We start from the raw sequence: 14,891 nt of genomic DNA on the forward strand, positions 1-14,891 counted from the left end.
CCCTCGTTGATCGGTCTCAGGCACCAGTGTCGCCGTGGCCCATGTGCCGGGGCACTGGGTCCGGACCCCGAACGGGGGTGTACTCAGCACCACCCCCCTGAGCTCGCCCTACGGCTCCGAGGACGGGGGTCCTGACGGCTGGGGCGCGGGCCCGCCGGTTCCTAGCGTCGTACTCGTCTTGTTCGGCTTGTTCCGACGTGTTTTCGGCATGTCTCGCCGCCGGCCCGGCGCGTGACTCGATGGACCATGGGGGCGAAAACGTCATGAGGCGCAACCTCGCAGCACGTATGGGTGTGTGGAGTGCACACCACCGGAAAACGGCGATCATCGGCTGGCTTCTCTTCGTCGTCCTGGCCACCGTCGCCGGCGGGGCCTCCGGCATGGTCGAGATGTCCGAGTCCGAGCAGGGCACGGGCGATTCCGCACGGGCCCAGAAGATGCTCGACGACGCGGGCCTCGACCGGCCGGCCGGTGAACTGGTCCTGGTCAGCAGCCGGACCGCGGGCGGCTGGAAGGACACGGCACGCGATCTGGCCGCGGCGATCGGGAAGACGGGCGAGGCCACGAGGATCGAGGCGCCGCTGGCTTCCGGGAACGACCGCGAGGCCCTGATCCGCTTCGAGATCAAGGGCGACGCCACAACGGCCGCCGACCGGGTGCAGCCCGTGCTCGACGCCGTACGCGACACGGCAGCGGGCCGGGACGGCGTCGAGGTGCACCAGTTCGGGCAGGCGAGCGCCGAGAAGTGGCTCGGCGATCTGCTCTCCGAGGACTTCCAGAAAGCGGAGTTCACCGCCGTACCGCTGGCGCTCGGCATCCTGCTGGTCGCCTTCGGCGCGGTCGTCGCCGCCCTGCTGCCGGTCGCCCTCGCACTGACGGCGTGCATGGCGGCCTTCGGCCTTCTCTCCCTCGCCAGCCACCAGCTGCATCTGTTCCAGACGACGTACTCCGTGATGTTCCTGATGGGACTCGCCGTCGGAGTCGACTACTGCCTGTTCTACCTGCGCCGGGAGCGCGACGAGCGGGCCGCCGGCCACGACGCCGACACCGCTCTGCGGATCGCCGCCGCCACCAGCGGACGCGCCGTCCTCGTCTCCGGGGTGACCGTCATGATGGCGATGGCCGGGATGTTCCTGTCCGGGCTGATGCTCTTCAAGGGGTTCGCCCTCGCCACGATCCTCGTCGTCTTCATCGCCATGCTGGGCTCGGTGACCGTCCTACCCGCCCTGCTGGCCTGGCTGGGGGACCGGATCGACGCGGGCCGGCTGCCCTTCCTCAACCGTCGCAAGAAGAAGGGTGTGCACGAGAGCGGAGCGATCGCGGGCGCGGTGCTGAAGCCCGTCCTGAACAGGCCCAAGCTGTTCGCCCTCGGCGCGGTCGCCGTGCTGCTGGTGCTGGCCGCCCCGGCACTGGGCATGAAGACCGAACAGCTCGGCATGGAGAAGCAGTTCGGCTCCGACTCCGCCCTCTCGGTGGCGCACAAGAAGATCACCGAGGCGTTCCCGGTCGGTCCCGAGCCGGCGCTCGTGGTCGTCAAGGCCGACGACATCACCGCCGCGCCGGTACGCGAAGCGCTCGCCGGGTTCGACCATGTCACCGTGCACACGGCGAAGAACATCGCCGAGATCGAGGTCAGCCTTCCCGGCAACGGCAGCGACGACCGCTCCGAGGCCGCGCTCGCCGAACTGCGCGACACGACGGTCCCGGCCGCCTTCGCCGGCACCGGTGCACAGGTCCACGTCGGCGGTGAGCTGGCGGGGTCGGTCGACTTCAACGATCAGCTGAAGCGCGGCATCGTGCCGGTGTTCGTCTTCATCACGGCCGTCACCTTCCTCCTGATGCTGCTGTGCTTCCGCTCGTACGTCATCGCCGTGACGTCGATCCTGCTCAACCTGCTCTCGGTGGCGGCCGCGTACGGCGTGATGACCGCGGTCTTCCAGCACGGCTGGGGAGCCTCCGCGCTCGGTACCGAGGCCGTGGGCGCGATCGAGGGCTGGATGCCGCTGTTCGTCCTGGTGGTGCTGTTCGGACTGTCGATGGACTACCACGTGTTCGTGGTGTCCCGGATCCGCGAGGCGCGTGACCGTGGCGCGGACACCCGCGCCGCGATCAGCGAGGGCATCCGCCGTACGGCAGGCGCGGTGACGGGCGCTGCGGCGATCATGGTCGCGGTGTTCGCGGTCTTCGGCACGCTGTCCATGCAGGACATGCAGCAGATGGGTGTGGGCCTCGCGGTGGCGGTGCTGCTGGACGCGACGGTCGTCCGGATGGTGCTGCTGCCGTCGGTGATGGCGCTGCTCGGAGAGCGCAACTGGCGTACGCCGAAGGGGCTGCGGTGGCTGCCGACCATGGACCACGGCGAGGGACAGCCGGTGGCGGGTCAGGGCCGGCACGCGGCACCGGTGCCGGCGGGCCGCTGAGGGCGACGCGGTACCGGGGGTGCGGGGCTGGGGTGGGCGAGCCCTGGCCGCGCACGGTGGCCGGGCGTGACCGCGGGCGCCCGGTCCGGGGCCCGAACCCCGGTACCCCCGGCCCGGATCCGGGCCGACCTCGTACCCCGGCCGCCTGGTCGGGAACGAACTCCGGCGCCCGAGCCCCGTGCCATGGACGCCCGGCCCGATCCGGCCCCCCGCACCCCCAACCGCCGCCGGCGGGGCCGGAATCCCAGCCCCGCCGGCGCGTTCACGTGCCCAGCAGTTTCGCCTCCGCGGCTTCGGACAGGCCCACCACCGGCCGGTCGGGCCGCTGCGGTGCTTCGCCGCCGATCGACTGGAGCCACTCCCAGGTGTCCGCCACCGTCTCCCCGACCGGCCGGCAACGCAGGCCCGCCGCCAGCGCCTTGGCCACCCCGACGCCGTGCACCGCGTGGTGCAGCTCCGGCAACTGCTCCCGGGGCACCCAGATCGGCAGGTCGGTCCAGGGCTCCACGCCCGCCGCCAGAATCACCTCGGGATCCGTCCAGCGCAGCTCCGGGACCGCGCCCGTGGCCCGGACGCACGCCTCCAGCAGACCCTCGACGGTCGTGTGCCCCGCCTCGCTCACCAGGTTGTAGGGACCGCTCAGCCAGCCCGCCGCGGCCGAGAGCGTCCAGTCGGCGAGGTCGCGCACATCGATGTACTGGAGCGGGGTGTCCCGCGGGCCGGGCGCCGTCATAGGGCCCCCACGGGCGGTCCGCCGCAGCCACCACGGCAGCCGGCCGATGTTCTCCCAGGGGCCGATGATCAACCCGGCGCGCACCAGCAGCGAACGGTCCTCGCCGAACGCCTCCACGACGGCGAGTTCACCACCGCGTTTCGCCTCCGGGTACGCCACGTCGCCCGCGTCCGCCGAGCCGTCGACCACGGGGGCGGTCTCGTCGTACCCGGCCGGTTGGGGCGCGGCGTACACCGAGCAGCTCGACACATAGACGTAGCGCTCCACCCGGCCGGCGAGCAGCCGGGCCGAGTCCCGTACCACCGAGGGCGCGGCGGACCAGGTGTCGACGACCATGTCCCACCGGCCCTCGGCGAGTTCCGCGAGACCGTCCGGCGTCGTGCGGTCGCCGAGGAGCTCCGTGACCCCGGGCGGGGCGGGGTGCCGCCCGCGGTGGAAGACGGTCACATGCCAGTCCCGGGCAAGGGCCGATTCGACGATCGCGCGACCGACGAACTCCGTACCCCCGAGCATCAGAAGTCTCATGCACCCGACTCTGCCTCCACCCTGTCGGCGCTGACCAGGAGTTCTGCCGGTAGAAGAGAAATCCCGCGGATCGTGAGCCCCGATCGAGGCCGTTCACAGGTCGGCGGAGCCCGGAACGCCGGGGCCGGTGGGACCAATTCCGCCCGCGAGTGCCCATTTCCCGGTGCGGGATGGCAGCATGTGCGGACCATGACAGATGCCCGGTCGCCGATGCGCGCCCTGCGGGCCGCACTCTTCGCGGCTGTCTGCACCGCATTGGCCGCGATGGGGCATTCGTTCATGTCTGGGCAGGACATCCCGTTCGCCGTGCTGCTGCCCGCGTTCGCCGTGACGGCGGCGGTGGCCTGGCTCGCGGGCGCCCGCCGCAGGGGTGGCCTCGCCATCGGCGCCGGGGTGCTCACCGTGCAGGGCGCGCTGCATCTGCTCTTCAGCAGCGCCCAGCCGCACACCGGCGGCCCCGCCCACAGCCACGAGCACAGCACGTCCGCCGGCACCATGGTCGCCGACTCCACACCGCCGGGCTCCCTGTCCGCCGACACCATGGCCGTCGACACCACGGTCGACGGTCTCCTCGGACACTCCTCCGGCGGCATGCTCGCCGCCCACCTCCTGGCCGCCGTCCTCTGCGCCCTGTGGCTGGCCCGTGGCGAGACCGCCGTGTTCCGGGTCGCCGCCGCTGTCGGCACGCTGGCCTTCACACCGTTGCGGCTTCTGCTCGCCGTCCCCGCGCTGCCCGAACCGCCGCGGCCCCTCGCGCGCCGCCGGTCCGACGCCGTTCGCCGCCGCAGCGTCGTCCTCGGCCACACCCTGGTGCGCCGCGGGCCGCCCGCGTTCCTCGCACCCCGCGCCACGGCCCCCGGAGCAGCCGTCTGACCTGGGGCCGATTCCCCCATGTCGACATCAACTCCCCAGGATCATCATGGCCATTGACGCCCCCGTTCACGGCAGAACCGAAACCGAGCAGGAGCCGCCGACGGGCTCCACCTGGAGTGCCCTGCGGCCGCTCCTCCTGCGTATCCACTTCTACGCCGGTCTGCTCATCGCACCGCTGCTGCTCGCCGCGGCCGCCAGCGGACTGCTCTACGCCCTCTCGTTCCAGGCCGAGAAGGTCATCTACAGCCACGAGCTGGAGGTCCCCGTCGGCGACCGTGCCCTGCCGCTGAGCGCCCAGGTCGAGGCCGCCCGCGACGCCCGGCCCGACGGCACGGTGACCGGCGTCTGGCCGAGCTCCGAGGACGGCGCCACCACCCGCGTCCTGATGGACGCGCCCGGCGTCGAGGAGGGCAAGTCGCTCGCCGTCTTCGTCGACCCGTACACCGCCCAGGTCCGCGGCGAGCTGCCCTCCTACGGCAGTTCGGGTGCCCTCCCGCTGCGCAGCTGGATCGACAGCCTGCACCGGGACCTCCTCCTCGGAGACTTCGGCCGCCACTACAGCGAACTGGCCGCCAGCTGGCTGTGGGTGGTCGCACTGGGCGGTCTGCTCCTGTGGCTCGGCCGCCGGCGCAGCTCGAAGCGTGCCCTGTTCGTGCCCGAGCGCGGCACCAAGGGCCGCCGCAGGACGCTCTCCTGGCACGGCACCGTCGGTCTGTGGGCCGTGATCGGTCTTGTGCTGCTCTCCGCCACCGGTCTGACCTGGTCGCGATACGCGGGCGAGAACATCGGCGCGGTGCAGGACCAGCTCGGCGGGGCCACCCCCGCCGTCTCCGCGGCAGTCGAGCCCGGCGCCGCCGCCGGCGGCGAACACGCGGGGCACGGCGACGGCGCCGGAGCCGCCCACCAGGGTGCGGACGTCGGTGTGGACCAGGCCCTCCGGTCCGCACAGGCCGCGGGGATCGACGGCAGACTCGCGATCACGATGCCCGCCGAGGGCACCGGCTATGTGGTCAAGGAGACGGACACCGTGTTCCCCGTCCACCTCGACTCCGTCGCCGTCGACCCCGCGAACGGCGAGGTCATCGACGAACTCCGGTTCGCCGACTACCCGGTGCTCGCCAAGCTGACCCGCTTCGGCATCGACGCGCACATGGGCGTGTTCCTGGGCCTGGCCAACCAGCTGGCCCTGGCCGCCCTCGCCCTCGCGCTGATCCTGCTGATCCTGTGGGGCTACCGCATGTGGTGGCTGCGCCGGCCCACGAAGGGGCGCACGCTCGCCGGAGGCCGGCCGATACCGCGCGGAGCCTGGCGGAAGGCGCCCGTCACCGCCCTGCTGCCGCTCGCCGCGGCCACGGCGCTGGTCGGCTGGTTCGTGCCGCTGCTGGGCATCTCCCTGCTGGCGTTCGTGCTGGTCGACGCGGCGGTCGGCGCCGTACGGAAGGTCAGGGCGCGTACCTGAGGGATCTGACGCCGAGGGGCCCGGTCCGCCGCACGGCGGGCCGGGCCCCTCGCCTTCCCCCTGGGCGCCGGGTCAGGGCGCGTACTTGTAGCCGACCCGCCGCACGGTCTGGATCGTGCGACGGTGGTCGGCGCCCAGCTTGCGGCGCAGCCGGGCGACATGGACGTCGACGGTCCGGCCGTCGCCGACATGGCCGTAGCCCCACACCGTGGTCACCAGCTGGTCGCGGGTGTGCACCCGCTGCGGATGGGCCACCAGGTGCGCCAGCAGCTCGAATTCGAGATATGTGAGGTCGAGCGTCCGGCCGTCCACGTACGCGGTGCGCTCGGACGCGTCGATCCGTACGGGACCGGCGCCCTCGCCGGTGTCGAGGCGCGCGGGCTCCGGCAGCAGCGCGGCGGGGGCCTGCTGCTCGGCCGGGACGAGGACCAGGTAGCCGAGCATCGGCGGCCGGCCCGGCAGCCCGGCCACATTGTGCTGCGGGGCGGGCAGCCAGGTGGCGCCCGGCGGCAGGAAGTCCGTCACGTCCACCAGGCTGCCGAGCGGCACGACCTCGTCGCGGTCGATGGCACGCAGCCGGTGACGGCCGGGGTGCAGAGCGCCGGGGCCGGTGCCCTGCACGGTTTGGGCGGCGGTGGCCGCGGGGGAGTGGACGGCGGAGAAGGAACGGGAGTTCGCCATGAGAGGTCAGCTCTTTCGCGCGGAGGAGTCGTCGAGTCGTCTGAGACGGACGTACGTCGTGCGCGCTGGCCGAAGGCCGGAACGGCTTTAGAGGGCCTGCGCGTTCACCGCGCGGCAACACACCCGGTCGAAGTCGTGGTGCTGCCGGGAAGGCCAGAACGGCTCGAGGTCGGTGCGACCTGTCGCGGGGTTCTCAAGGCTGGCCATGGGCCCATTGAATCAGATGAACGGCGTGCGAAGGAGGGGCACTCTCACAGATCGAGACACAGATCTCGCGAGACGGCCCGGCCGCCCGGTGACGGGGACAGCGAGGGGCGCCCGCCGATGCCGGCGGGCGCCCCTGGTGCGGACGGGCGGGATCAGACCTGTCCGGCCTTCTCCAGAGCGGTGCAGCAGGTGTCCACCAGCAGACGGGTCACCACGTACGGGTCGACGTTGGCGTTCGGGCGGCGGTCCTCGATGTAGCCCTTGCCGTCCTGCTCGACCTGCCACGGGATGCGCACCGAGGCGCCGCGGTTCGAGACGCCGTAGCTGTACTCGTTCCACGGGGCGGTCTCGTGCAGACCGGTGAGCCGGTCGTCGATGCCGGCGCCGTAGTTCTTGACGTGGTCGAGCGGCTTGGAGCCCTCGCCCAGCGACTCGCAGGCGGTGATGATCGCTTCGTAGCCCTCGCGCATCGCCTTGGTCGAGAAGTTGGTGTGCGCACCGGCGCCGTTCCAGTCGCCCTTCACCGGCTTCGGGTCGAGCGTCGCGGAGACCTCGAAGTCCTCGGCGGTGCGGTAGAGCAGCCAGCGCGCGATCCACAGCTGGTCGGAGACCTCCAGCGGGGCGAGCGGTCCGACCTGGAACTCCCACTGGCCGGGCATGACCTCGGCATTGATGCCGGAGATCCCGAGACCCGCCGCGAGACAGTTCTCCAGGTGGGCCTCGACGACGTCACGGCCGAAGATCTCGTCCGCGCCGACACCGCAGTAGTAGCCGCCCTGCGCGGCCGGGAAGCCGCCCTCGGGGAAGCCGAGCGGGCGGCTGCCCTTGAAGAACGTGTACTCCTGCTCGATGCCGAAGATCGGCTCCTGCGCGGTGAACCCCGCCGCCACCTCGGCCAGCTGCGCCCGGGTGTTGGAGGGGTGCGGCGTCATGTCCGTGTTGAGGACCTCGCACAGCACCAGCAGGTCGTCGCCGCCGCGGATCGGGTCGGGGCAGGAGAAGACCGGCTTCAGCACACAGTCGGAGGCGTGCCCCTCGGCCTGGTTGGTGCTGGACCCGTCGAAGCCCCAGATCGGCAGCTCGCCGCCGGCCTCGGTGAGGATCTTCGTCTTGGAGCGAAGCTTGGCCGTCGGCTCGGTGCCGTCGATCCAGATGTACTCAGCCTTGAAGGTCACGGGCCTCATCCTTTTGCGGGTCCAGCGGTATGCCGCGCAGCTTGGCAAGTCGCGATTTCCCGGCCGTTGCCCTAGCGTGAACCCCGTGTTACGCCGGACCGGTGGCCCGGCCCGGCGGCGGGTGAGGCCCCCCTCAGTCGAATACGCCGAATACGCCGAAGACACGGTGCAGCTCCAGAATCCGGTCGCGGGTCTCCGCGCGGTCTCCCAGCAGCACTTTGTCGCTCCATTTCCAGAGCAGCTCACCGGTCTTATCGGCGATCATCTTGCGGAAGTACTGGCTCGTCGACACCTGGGTCGGGGCGAAATGGTGCCTGCCCTCCTGGTCGATCAGCAGAAGGTATTCCTGTTGCGCGTCGTTGGCCTGCGGCAGATCGGACAGGGATCCGATTTCCCGGCAAGCGAAGCGCTCCCGAAAGCCTTCGGTGACGGACTGTGCCAGCGGCAGGACATGCAGATGCGCATGGTCGATTCCACAGGAGGAACGCACCGTGGGGTCGCACATTCCGTGCTCGAATGCGACCACTTCCGACGCGTACCCCTCGCGGATGACCGAGGTGACGTGCCTGCGCAGCATTTCCAGCGTCGCGAGCGACGCGGCCGGCAGGGCGGACATCGACAGGGCGTGCTCATCCGGGACGATGAGCACATGCCCCCGGGTCAGCGGGGCGACGTCGGCGACGACCACGAAGCCGTCGGCCTCCGCCAGCAGCTCGCGCGGCAGCTCCGCACGCTCGAACAGGCCGCGGAACGGCGTGGTGTCGGCGTCGTGCAGCACATCGCACAACAGGCACGGCGGGGTGGTCTCCGCGTCCGGGGCACCGGTGATGCCGAGGGGCTGGATGGTCTCCACCGCCTGCGGGCCGCGTCCGGTGCCTGGGGTGAACTTCACGGCGGTGTGCATCATGATCCCGTTTTCTTCGAGCAATGAATCGAGCGCCTCGTTCTGACCGTCGTGTTCGGCGAGCGCAACAATGTGTCGGGCATTGATGCCTGCTGACCTCAGGGCGGTCATGCAATCGACCAGATGATGTCCACTCAGGGCCACATCGTGCAACAGGACAGCACGATCGCCATTCTCGTAAAAACCCTCGACGGGGTTGTCACGGTTCGGGCCGTAGGGACTTACGTAGACGGCTGGGAAGGGTAGCAAGTCGGCTGCCGCGCTCAAAATACCGGTGGCCGCCACCTTGGAAACGGCGAGCAGTGTCGGTCGCATGACCTTTCGGCTGACCAGTTCGGCCACATGGTAGGCCAGGTGGCCTGCCAGGACCCGCTGGTCGAGCGATTCCGGAGCGACGCGCGTCAGATCGAGATAGCCCGCCACCGGCGTTTTCACCGTATGCCCGACTCGCTCTTCGCGCCCGTACGAGAGGGCGTAGCGCCGCAGGATGTCGAGGACCTGCGGCTCGGGCAGTTTGGGGAAGGCCCGCGAGTCCAGCTGGTCGCACAGCACCCGTGCCTTGAGCCGTACCCGGTCCCGTGGTTTGGCCTGCGGGGCGAGGCGGGTGAGCAGACCGGCGATCCGCGCGCCGTTGCTGCTCACCGCGTCCAGGGTGCGCAGCCACGGCACGATCCGCGGCTCGATCTCCACCGATTCGTACACCGAGGGGTCCTGGTGCGCGTCCGGCGGGCCGAGCCGCAGATGGACGACTCCGCCGAGGTCGGAGGGCAGATCGGGATCCCCCACCGTCACGATCGCCACGCGCGCCTGCCCGAGCCGACCGGTGAACAGCCCGTACTCCAGCAGGACGTTGCTGGCGGGGGCGTAGCTCGTCGCCCCGCGCCGGGTGGTCCGGTCGTCCGGAGTGGCGATGATCAGCGCGCCGTCCGCCTCGTTCAGCAGCCGCAGCAGGGAATCGAGCAGGGTCATCCCGGGCGGAAAACACTGCTGGCTCCACCAGAGCAGCGGCTCCACCCCCTGCCGCGCCAGCACGGCCGCCACGGCCTGCGCGAACGGCCGGCCCTCCGTCGACGAAGCTATGAACACGCGCGTCATGCGGGCTGCTCCTGCCGCTCACCTGCCGCGGGCGCCGCCCGTGCGCGCCGCCCCCCGTGGAGCCCGGATTTTAGCTCCTGGCCACCCTCTCGACCCCGTGCTTGAGCAGGGACGAGAAGCCCGCGTCACGGATTCTGCGCACCAGATCGGCCTCGGTGGTGCCGAGTGACTGCGCCGTTCGGCCCAGATGCCAGTCGTGGTCGTGCAGCCGGTTCAGCAGGTGGCCGCGGCGGATCTGTGCCTCGGACAGACGAAAGGTCTTCAGATAGGCGACCCGGCCCTTGTGGTCCGTGATGACCTCGCCGATGTGCTGCTCCGCCTCGCCGCGGCTGAAGGAGGGCAGGAAGCGCCACAGCGCGAACGACTCCATCCGGTAACCCCGTTCGTAGAGGTACGACGGGTCGAGCAGCCGGTTCGCGAACAGGGTGGCGTGGGCCGCGGTCCAGCTGCGCTCCTGTGCCAGCGCGGCCGCCCGCAGATCGGCGAGCGTCGTGAGGTGGCGGCTGTCGCGGATCCTGGCCTCGAAGGCGGGCACCGCGGCGCCGAAGAAGGCGTACTGGTGCACCAGCTCGCCGTACAGATCCTCGATCAGCGACGGATGCAGGGCGCGGTAGTCCTCGGGGTGCGGCACGACGAAGGCCGCGGCGAGCGAGTCCGCCGCGTAGACCAGCACGCCGCACTGGTCCGGGTGGATCTCGAAGAGCCGCAGCGCTTCCGCGAGACCACGCACCTGCCATCCGGCCCAGGCCGCTTCCGCGCGCGGGGAGAGCCCCCGGCGCACGGCCTGCTGGGACCACTCGTCCCAGACGACGGACGGCCCGTTGAAGTGCAGTGCCAGATAGCCGTCCAGAGCGAGGTGGAGCGGCAGGAAGCGCAGCCGCCGCTCGCTGACGCCCTTCACCGAACGCCGCTTGGCGAGCCGGTGGTGACGGGCGGACGGGGATGGTCACCGGGCAGCCGTCGCCCAGCTGGGTGCCGTACGTGGCCGACCGGCTGCCGTCGCCCGACCAGTCGGCGACGAAGCCGTGCGGGACGTAGGAGAGGTAGGACGTCCGGGGCCCGGTCTCCACCGCGCCGTATCCGGGGCCGTAGACCTCGTGGCGCAGCCGCAGCCCGTCCACGGGCTTGTCGCGCAGCAGGGGCACCAGGCGGATGCCGCCCCACGTCTGGCCGGGCGCCGCGGTCAGGCCGGTCATGTCCAGCTTGGTCATCGTGCCCCCTCCTGATGCCGCTGAAGGAACTGGCCGCAGCGGCGGTCGAGATAGGCCTGGAGTTCGCCCAGCCGTGTGCGGCCCTCGGCGAACTGCGCGATCTCCACCAGCGCCGCCAGATCCTCCGCGTCGCGGATGCCCGCCGTCGGCACGCCCGGTGCGAGCCGGCGGACGTCGAACCCGTCCGCGTCGTATACAGGGTTCACGTGCACGACACTTGTGCGCCGGTCCGGATCGAGGCGGGTCCGCCAGACGCGCAGCACCTCGCCCGCCAGCCCGGGCGGCGCGTTGTCCCAGCCGTCCGAAACGATCACCAGACGGTCGGGGGAGTGCTCCAGTGCGTCGAGGACGCGGGTGCCGACCGGGCTCGGCCCCCACGGGCGCACCAGAAGCGGATCTCCGGCACCAGAGGTCCAGTGCGCGCGGTACGACCCGGCCAGCGCCTCCAGCAGGAAGTGCGATCCGAGCGCCACGGCGAGCGGCCGGCGGCGCTTCACCCCCGAGCCGTACGACGAGTAGCTGTCGTCCAGCACGGCGGCCACCCTGCCCCAGGTACCGGCGTGCGGACCCGCGGCCCGCAGCGCCGCCGCCCGCAGGGCACCCGTCAGCTCCGCCCGCCGGTCCACGCGCTCCTGCCGGGTGAGCGACAGGACGTAGAGGCACAGCCGGGTGAGCGGCATGACGCCGAGATCCGCCGTCGTGCCGGAGCTCTGCGTACGCAGCCGCTCCAGCCGTGTCATCCGCGGCGCGATCCGCTCCAGGAACACCCCGCGGGGGATCCCGTGCCGGGCGGCGAAGCCCTCGGCCACGGTGAACGGCAGCTCGTAGACCGCCTCCCGTTCGTAGTGGGCGCGCCGGTACGCGTCCAGGAAGGCGTCCTCGTACCGGATCCGCCGGCCGGGACGGAAGAGGAAATCGCCGTACTCCTCGTCCAGGGGGCCTGCCCCGAAGGAGAGATGCGTGTGCCGTGCGGCCGCTCTCAGCCCGCTGCGGTACTTCACCGCGTCATGGCCGAGATCGGGGCGGGCCCGCAGCCAGTCGCGCTGGATCGCCCGGGTGCGGCGGTTGTTGACCCTGGCGGTGCGCAGTGCGCGGAACAGCCGGTACACGCGCTGCGGCGGCAGCGAGGCCAGCCGCGCGGCGATCAGCCTGCCCTCGGCGAGCTTCTGGGGGCGGTCGGCGTCATCCGCCGTGCGCAGCAGTCGCTCGATGATCGAGGCCGCGTTGTGGTCGTTGATGTCCAGAGCGAGCGCCGCCGCGTACACGGTCCGGTAGTTGGTGCACACGTACTCGTGCAGAAAGGACAGGGAGAGCTGCTGCTCGCCGGCCGACGAGCGGAACTCCCGCTGTCCGGTCGCCGTGATCGCCGCGTTCACGAAGAGCAGTACGTCCTCGGCCGCGACCAGATCGGCGGATGTCTCGGCGGCGTCCGCCATGGTCTCCCCCCGGGTCCCGCCAGCACTGGAGCCGGCCGGGGAATGGGGATGCGAACGGCGAAATCACTGCGTCAGAAGCATGTCTCGGAAGTCGCACCGGAGTCCCGCGGCCGGCACCGGAAACGTAACACCGCTCCCACTCCGTTCCCCCGGAATTTCTCTCCGCCGGGCACACTGGGCCGCATGACGACCCCCGCGAAGCAGCTGCGTATCGGACTCTTCGGCGCCGGCCCGTGGGCCGAGCGCACCCAGGCGCCCGCCCTTGCCGCCCATCCCGGTGTCGAGTTCGCGGGGGTGTGGGCCAGGCGGCCCGAGGCCGCCGAGGTGATCGCCAGGGCGCACGGCACGGCCGCGTACACGGGGGAGGACGGCGCCGACGAGCTGCTCGCCTCCTGCGACATCGCGGCCTTCGCCCTGCCGCCGGACATCCAGGCGCCGCTCGCCGCGCGGGCCGCCGCGGCCGGCTGCCATCTGCTGCTGGACAAGCCGGTGGCGACGGATGTGGCCACAGCCCGGGCCACGGCGGACGCGGCCGAGCGGGCCGGGGTGGCGTCCGTGGTGTTCTGCACGCTGCGGTTCGCCGCCGAGACCGCGGCCTGGATCGAGGACCGGGCCGCGGCGAAGGGCTGGTACACGGCCCATGCGCGGTGGCTCGGTTCGCTGTTCGCGCACGACAGCGACAGCCCGTACGCCGCCTCGCCCTGGCGGCGCGAGAAGGGCGGGCTGTGGGACGTCGGCCCGCATGTGCTGTCCGTGCTGATCCCGGTGCTCGGCGACGTGACCCGGGTGACGGCGGCCCGAGGCCCCGAGGACACCGTGCACCTGGTGCTGCGGCACGCGTCGGGCGCTTCGAGCACGGCGACTCTGGGGCTGAGCGCGCCGGTGAGCGCGTCGGGCGTGACCATCGATCTCGTGGGCGAGCCGGGGACGGCCTCGCTGCCGGAGTGGGGGGACGCGGTCGGATCGTTCCGGGCCGCGCTGGACGCGCTGGTGGAGTCGGCGCGCACGGGACGGCCGCACAGCTGTGACCTGGCCTTCGGGCTGCGGCTGACCGAGATCCTCGCCGAGGCCGAGGCACAGCTGCCGGCCCGTGAGGGGGAACCGCGGCTCCCGTGAGGGGACCTGACGGGTGGGGAGCCGCGGCTCGTCGGGGGTGGCGAACCGCGGCTCGTCCGGTGGGCGCCTCGGGTCACCCCGCGCGCCGGCCCGGGCGGTGCCGCGTCCGCCTGTCCCGTTCCGCACGGGCGCTACTCCCGGAGGCGGGGGCGGGCAGCGCCCCACCGTATGAGTGCGGAACAGGTCTTCCGGTCACCCGGAGCGCGTGGACGCTTCGGGGGAGAGCTCCGGAGGACGGACGGGCACCGGCCCGGACTGCGCCGGGTCAGCCCACGCGCTCGATGCGCGCCTTGCGGATCAGGAACTTGCCCGGCTCCCGCACCTGCTCGAAGGCGGCGTTGTTCAGCAGCGCGCAACTGCCGGAGGGGGACGCGACCTTCACCGTCGTCGACTTGTTGTTGTCGAGGTTGGTCACCTTGAGCGTGGTGCCGATCGGGAACTGGTTGCTGGAGGCGGCGGGCTCGCCGGCCTCGCCGGACAGCGTCACGGTCGAACCGGCGCAGACGACCTCGCCCACGGCTCCGGCGTCACCGCCGCCGGCCTCCTCGCCGCCGCCTTCGGCGGGCGGCTGCTCCTCGGCCGGCGGGGCCTGCGCCGGCGGTTCGGCGGGCGGCTGCTCCTGCGCCGGGGGCTGCTGCGCGGGCGGCTGGGCCGCCTCGCCGCCCCCTGTGCCGACTTCACAACCCGAGGCGGCCTGCTTTCGTTTGATCTCCTCGATGACGGCCTGCCGGTTGGCGATACGCGCCTCGGACTGCGCGTCCGGAGTGGCGCGCTGGTCGGCGATGAACCGCTCGTTGTTCTGCAGGGCCGTGACGAGCCCGTCGCAGGCGACCGATGCCTGGCTGGTGCCGGTCATTGCGAAAGCCCCACCGCCGACGACGGTTGCTGCGCCGACGAGCAGAGCGATCTTCTTCTTACCGGTGAGGGTCTTCTTGCGGGACACGTGGGACTCCTGTCGGGTCGGTTCCGTGTGCCCCTACGTACGAGTAGGCGGGCGGTCCGACTCAAGGTCCTCACCCGCAACTTCCTTAACTTTTCTTAAGGTTGAGCCAGGTG

General features: G+C 71.7%; 10 protein-coding genes and 1 pseudogene. 4 read left to right on the forward strand and 7 right to left on the reverse strand.

The features are described 5' to 3' along the window. Nucleotides 1-263 precede the first annotated feature (263 nt). Complete coding sequence (locus RPQ07_RS26660; RefSeq protein WP_313946728.1) at nucleotides 264-2,420, forward strand: MMPL family transporter; 2,157 nt, start codon at nucleotides 264-266, stop codon at nucleotides 2,418-2,420. 262 nt (nucleotides 2,421-2,682) lie between these two features. On the opposite strand, the gene RPQ07_RS26665 is transcribed toward RPQ07_RS26660, so the two are convergent. Then, nucleotides 2,683-3,678, reverse strand: coding sequence for an NAD-dependent epimerase/dehydratase family protein (locus tag RPQ07_RS26665; protein ID WP_313946729.1), 996 nt, complete (start codon nucleotides 3,676-3,678; stop codon nucleotides 2,683-2,685). Between the two features lie 189 nt (nucleotides 3,679-3,867). On the opposite strand from RPQ07_RS26665, the gene RPQ07_RS26670 reads away from it, so the two are divergent. Both RPQ07_RS26670 and RPQ07_RS26675 read left to right on the forward strand, forming a co-directional pair. After that, a complete protein-coding gene (locus RPQ07_RS26670; protein ID WP_313946730.1) occupies nucleotides 3,868-4,551 on the forward strand; it encodes a hypothetical protein in 684 nt (227 codons plus the stop codon). 46 nt (nucleotides 4,552-4,597) lie between these two features. Then, the gene (locus RPQ07_RS26675) at nucleotides 4,598-6,010 is read left to right on the forward strand and encodes a PepSY domain-containing protein (protein ID WP_313946731.1); all 1,413 of its coding nucleotides are present in this window, start codon (nucleotides 4,598-4,600) and stop codon (nucleotides 6,008-6,010) included. A 72-nt stretch (nucleotides 6,011-6,082) separates the two neighbouring features. Here the strand turns inward: RPQ07_RS26675 and RPQ07_RS26680 are convergent, their stop codons facing one another. From RPQ07_RS26680 to RPQ07_RS26700, 5 genes and pseudogenes are all read right to left on the reverse strand, one after another. Continuing rightward, the gene (locus RPQ07_RS26680) at nucleotides 6,083-6,691 is read right to left on the reverse strand and encodes a winged helix-turn-helix domain-containing protein (RefSeq protein ID WP_313946732.1); all 609 of its coding nucleotides are present in this window, start codon (nucleotides 6,689-6,691) and stop codon (nucleotides 6,083-6,085) included. Nucleotides 6,692-7,050: 359 nt separating this feature from the next. Then, the gene (glnII, locus tag RPQ07_RS26685) at nucleotides 7,051-8,073 is read right to left on the reverse strand and encodes a glutamine synthetase (protein WP_313946733.1); all 1,023 of its coding nucleotides are present in this window, start codon (nucleotides 8,071-8,073) and stop codon (nucleotides 7,051-7,053) included. 133 nt (nucleotides 8,074-8,206) lie between these two features. Further along, nucleotides 8,207-10,072: a TIR domain-containing protein gene (locus RPQ07_RS26690; protein WP_313946734.1), complete on the reverse strand. Its 1,866-nt coding sequence runs from the start codon at nucleotides 10,070-10,072 to the stop codon at nucleotides 8,207-8,209. Between the two features lie 70 nt (nucleotides 10,073-10,142). Continuing rightward, nucleotides 10,143-11,283: pseudogene (locus RPQ07_RS26695) on the reverse strand (ARPP-2 domain-containing protein). Further along, the gene (locus tag RPQ07_RS26700) at nucleotides 11,280-12,719 is read right to left on the reverse strand and encodes a hypothetical protein (RefSeq protein ID WP_313946735.1); all 1,440 of its coding nucleotides are present in this window, start codon (nucleotides 12,717-12,719) and stop codon (nucleotides 11,280-11,282) included. The pseudogene RPQ07_RS26695 and the gene RPQ07_RS26700 overlap by 4 nt, the downstream one beginning before the upstream one ends. Nucleotides 12,720-12,902: 183 nt before the next feature. Between RPQ07_RS26700 and RPQ07_RS26705 the strand changes: the two genes are divergently transcribed. Further along, a complete protein-coding gene (locus RPQ07_RS26705; RefSeq protein WP_313946736.1) occupies nucleotides 12,903-13,835 on the forward strand; it encodes a Gfo/Idh/MocA family protein in 933 nt (310 codons plus the stop codon). Between the two features lie 265 nt (nucleotides 13,836-14,100). On the opposite strand, the gene RPQ07_RS26710 is transcribed toward RPQ07_RS26705, so the two are convergent. Then, nucleotides 14,101-14,778: a hypothetical protein gene (locus tag RPQ07_RS26710; protein WP_313946737.1), complete on the reverse strand. Its 678-nt coding sequence runs from the start codon at nucleotides 14,776-14,778 to the stop codon at nucleotides 14,101-14,103. Nucleotides 14,779-14,891 lie beyond the last annotated feature (113 nt).

This window comes from Streptomyces sp. AM8-1-1 (genome assembly GCF_032229325.1).
In the GTDB taxonomy this organism is placed as follows: Bacteria; Actinomycetota; Actinomycetes; order Streptomycetales; family Streptomycetaceae; genus Streptomyces; species Streptomyces achmelvichensis.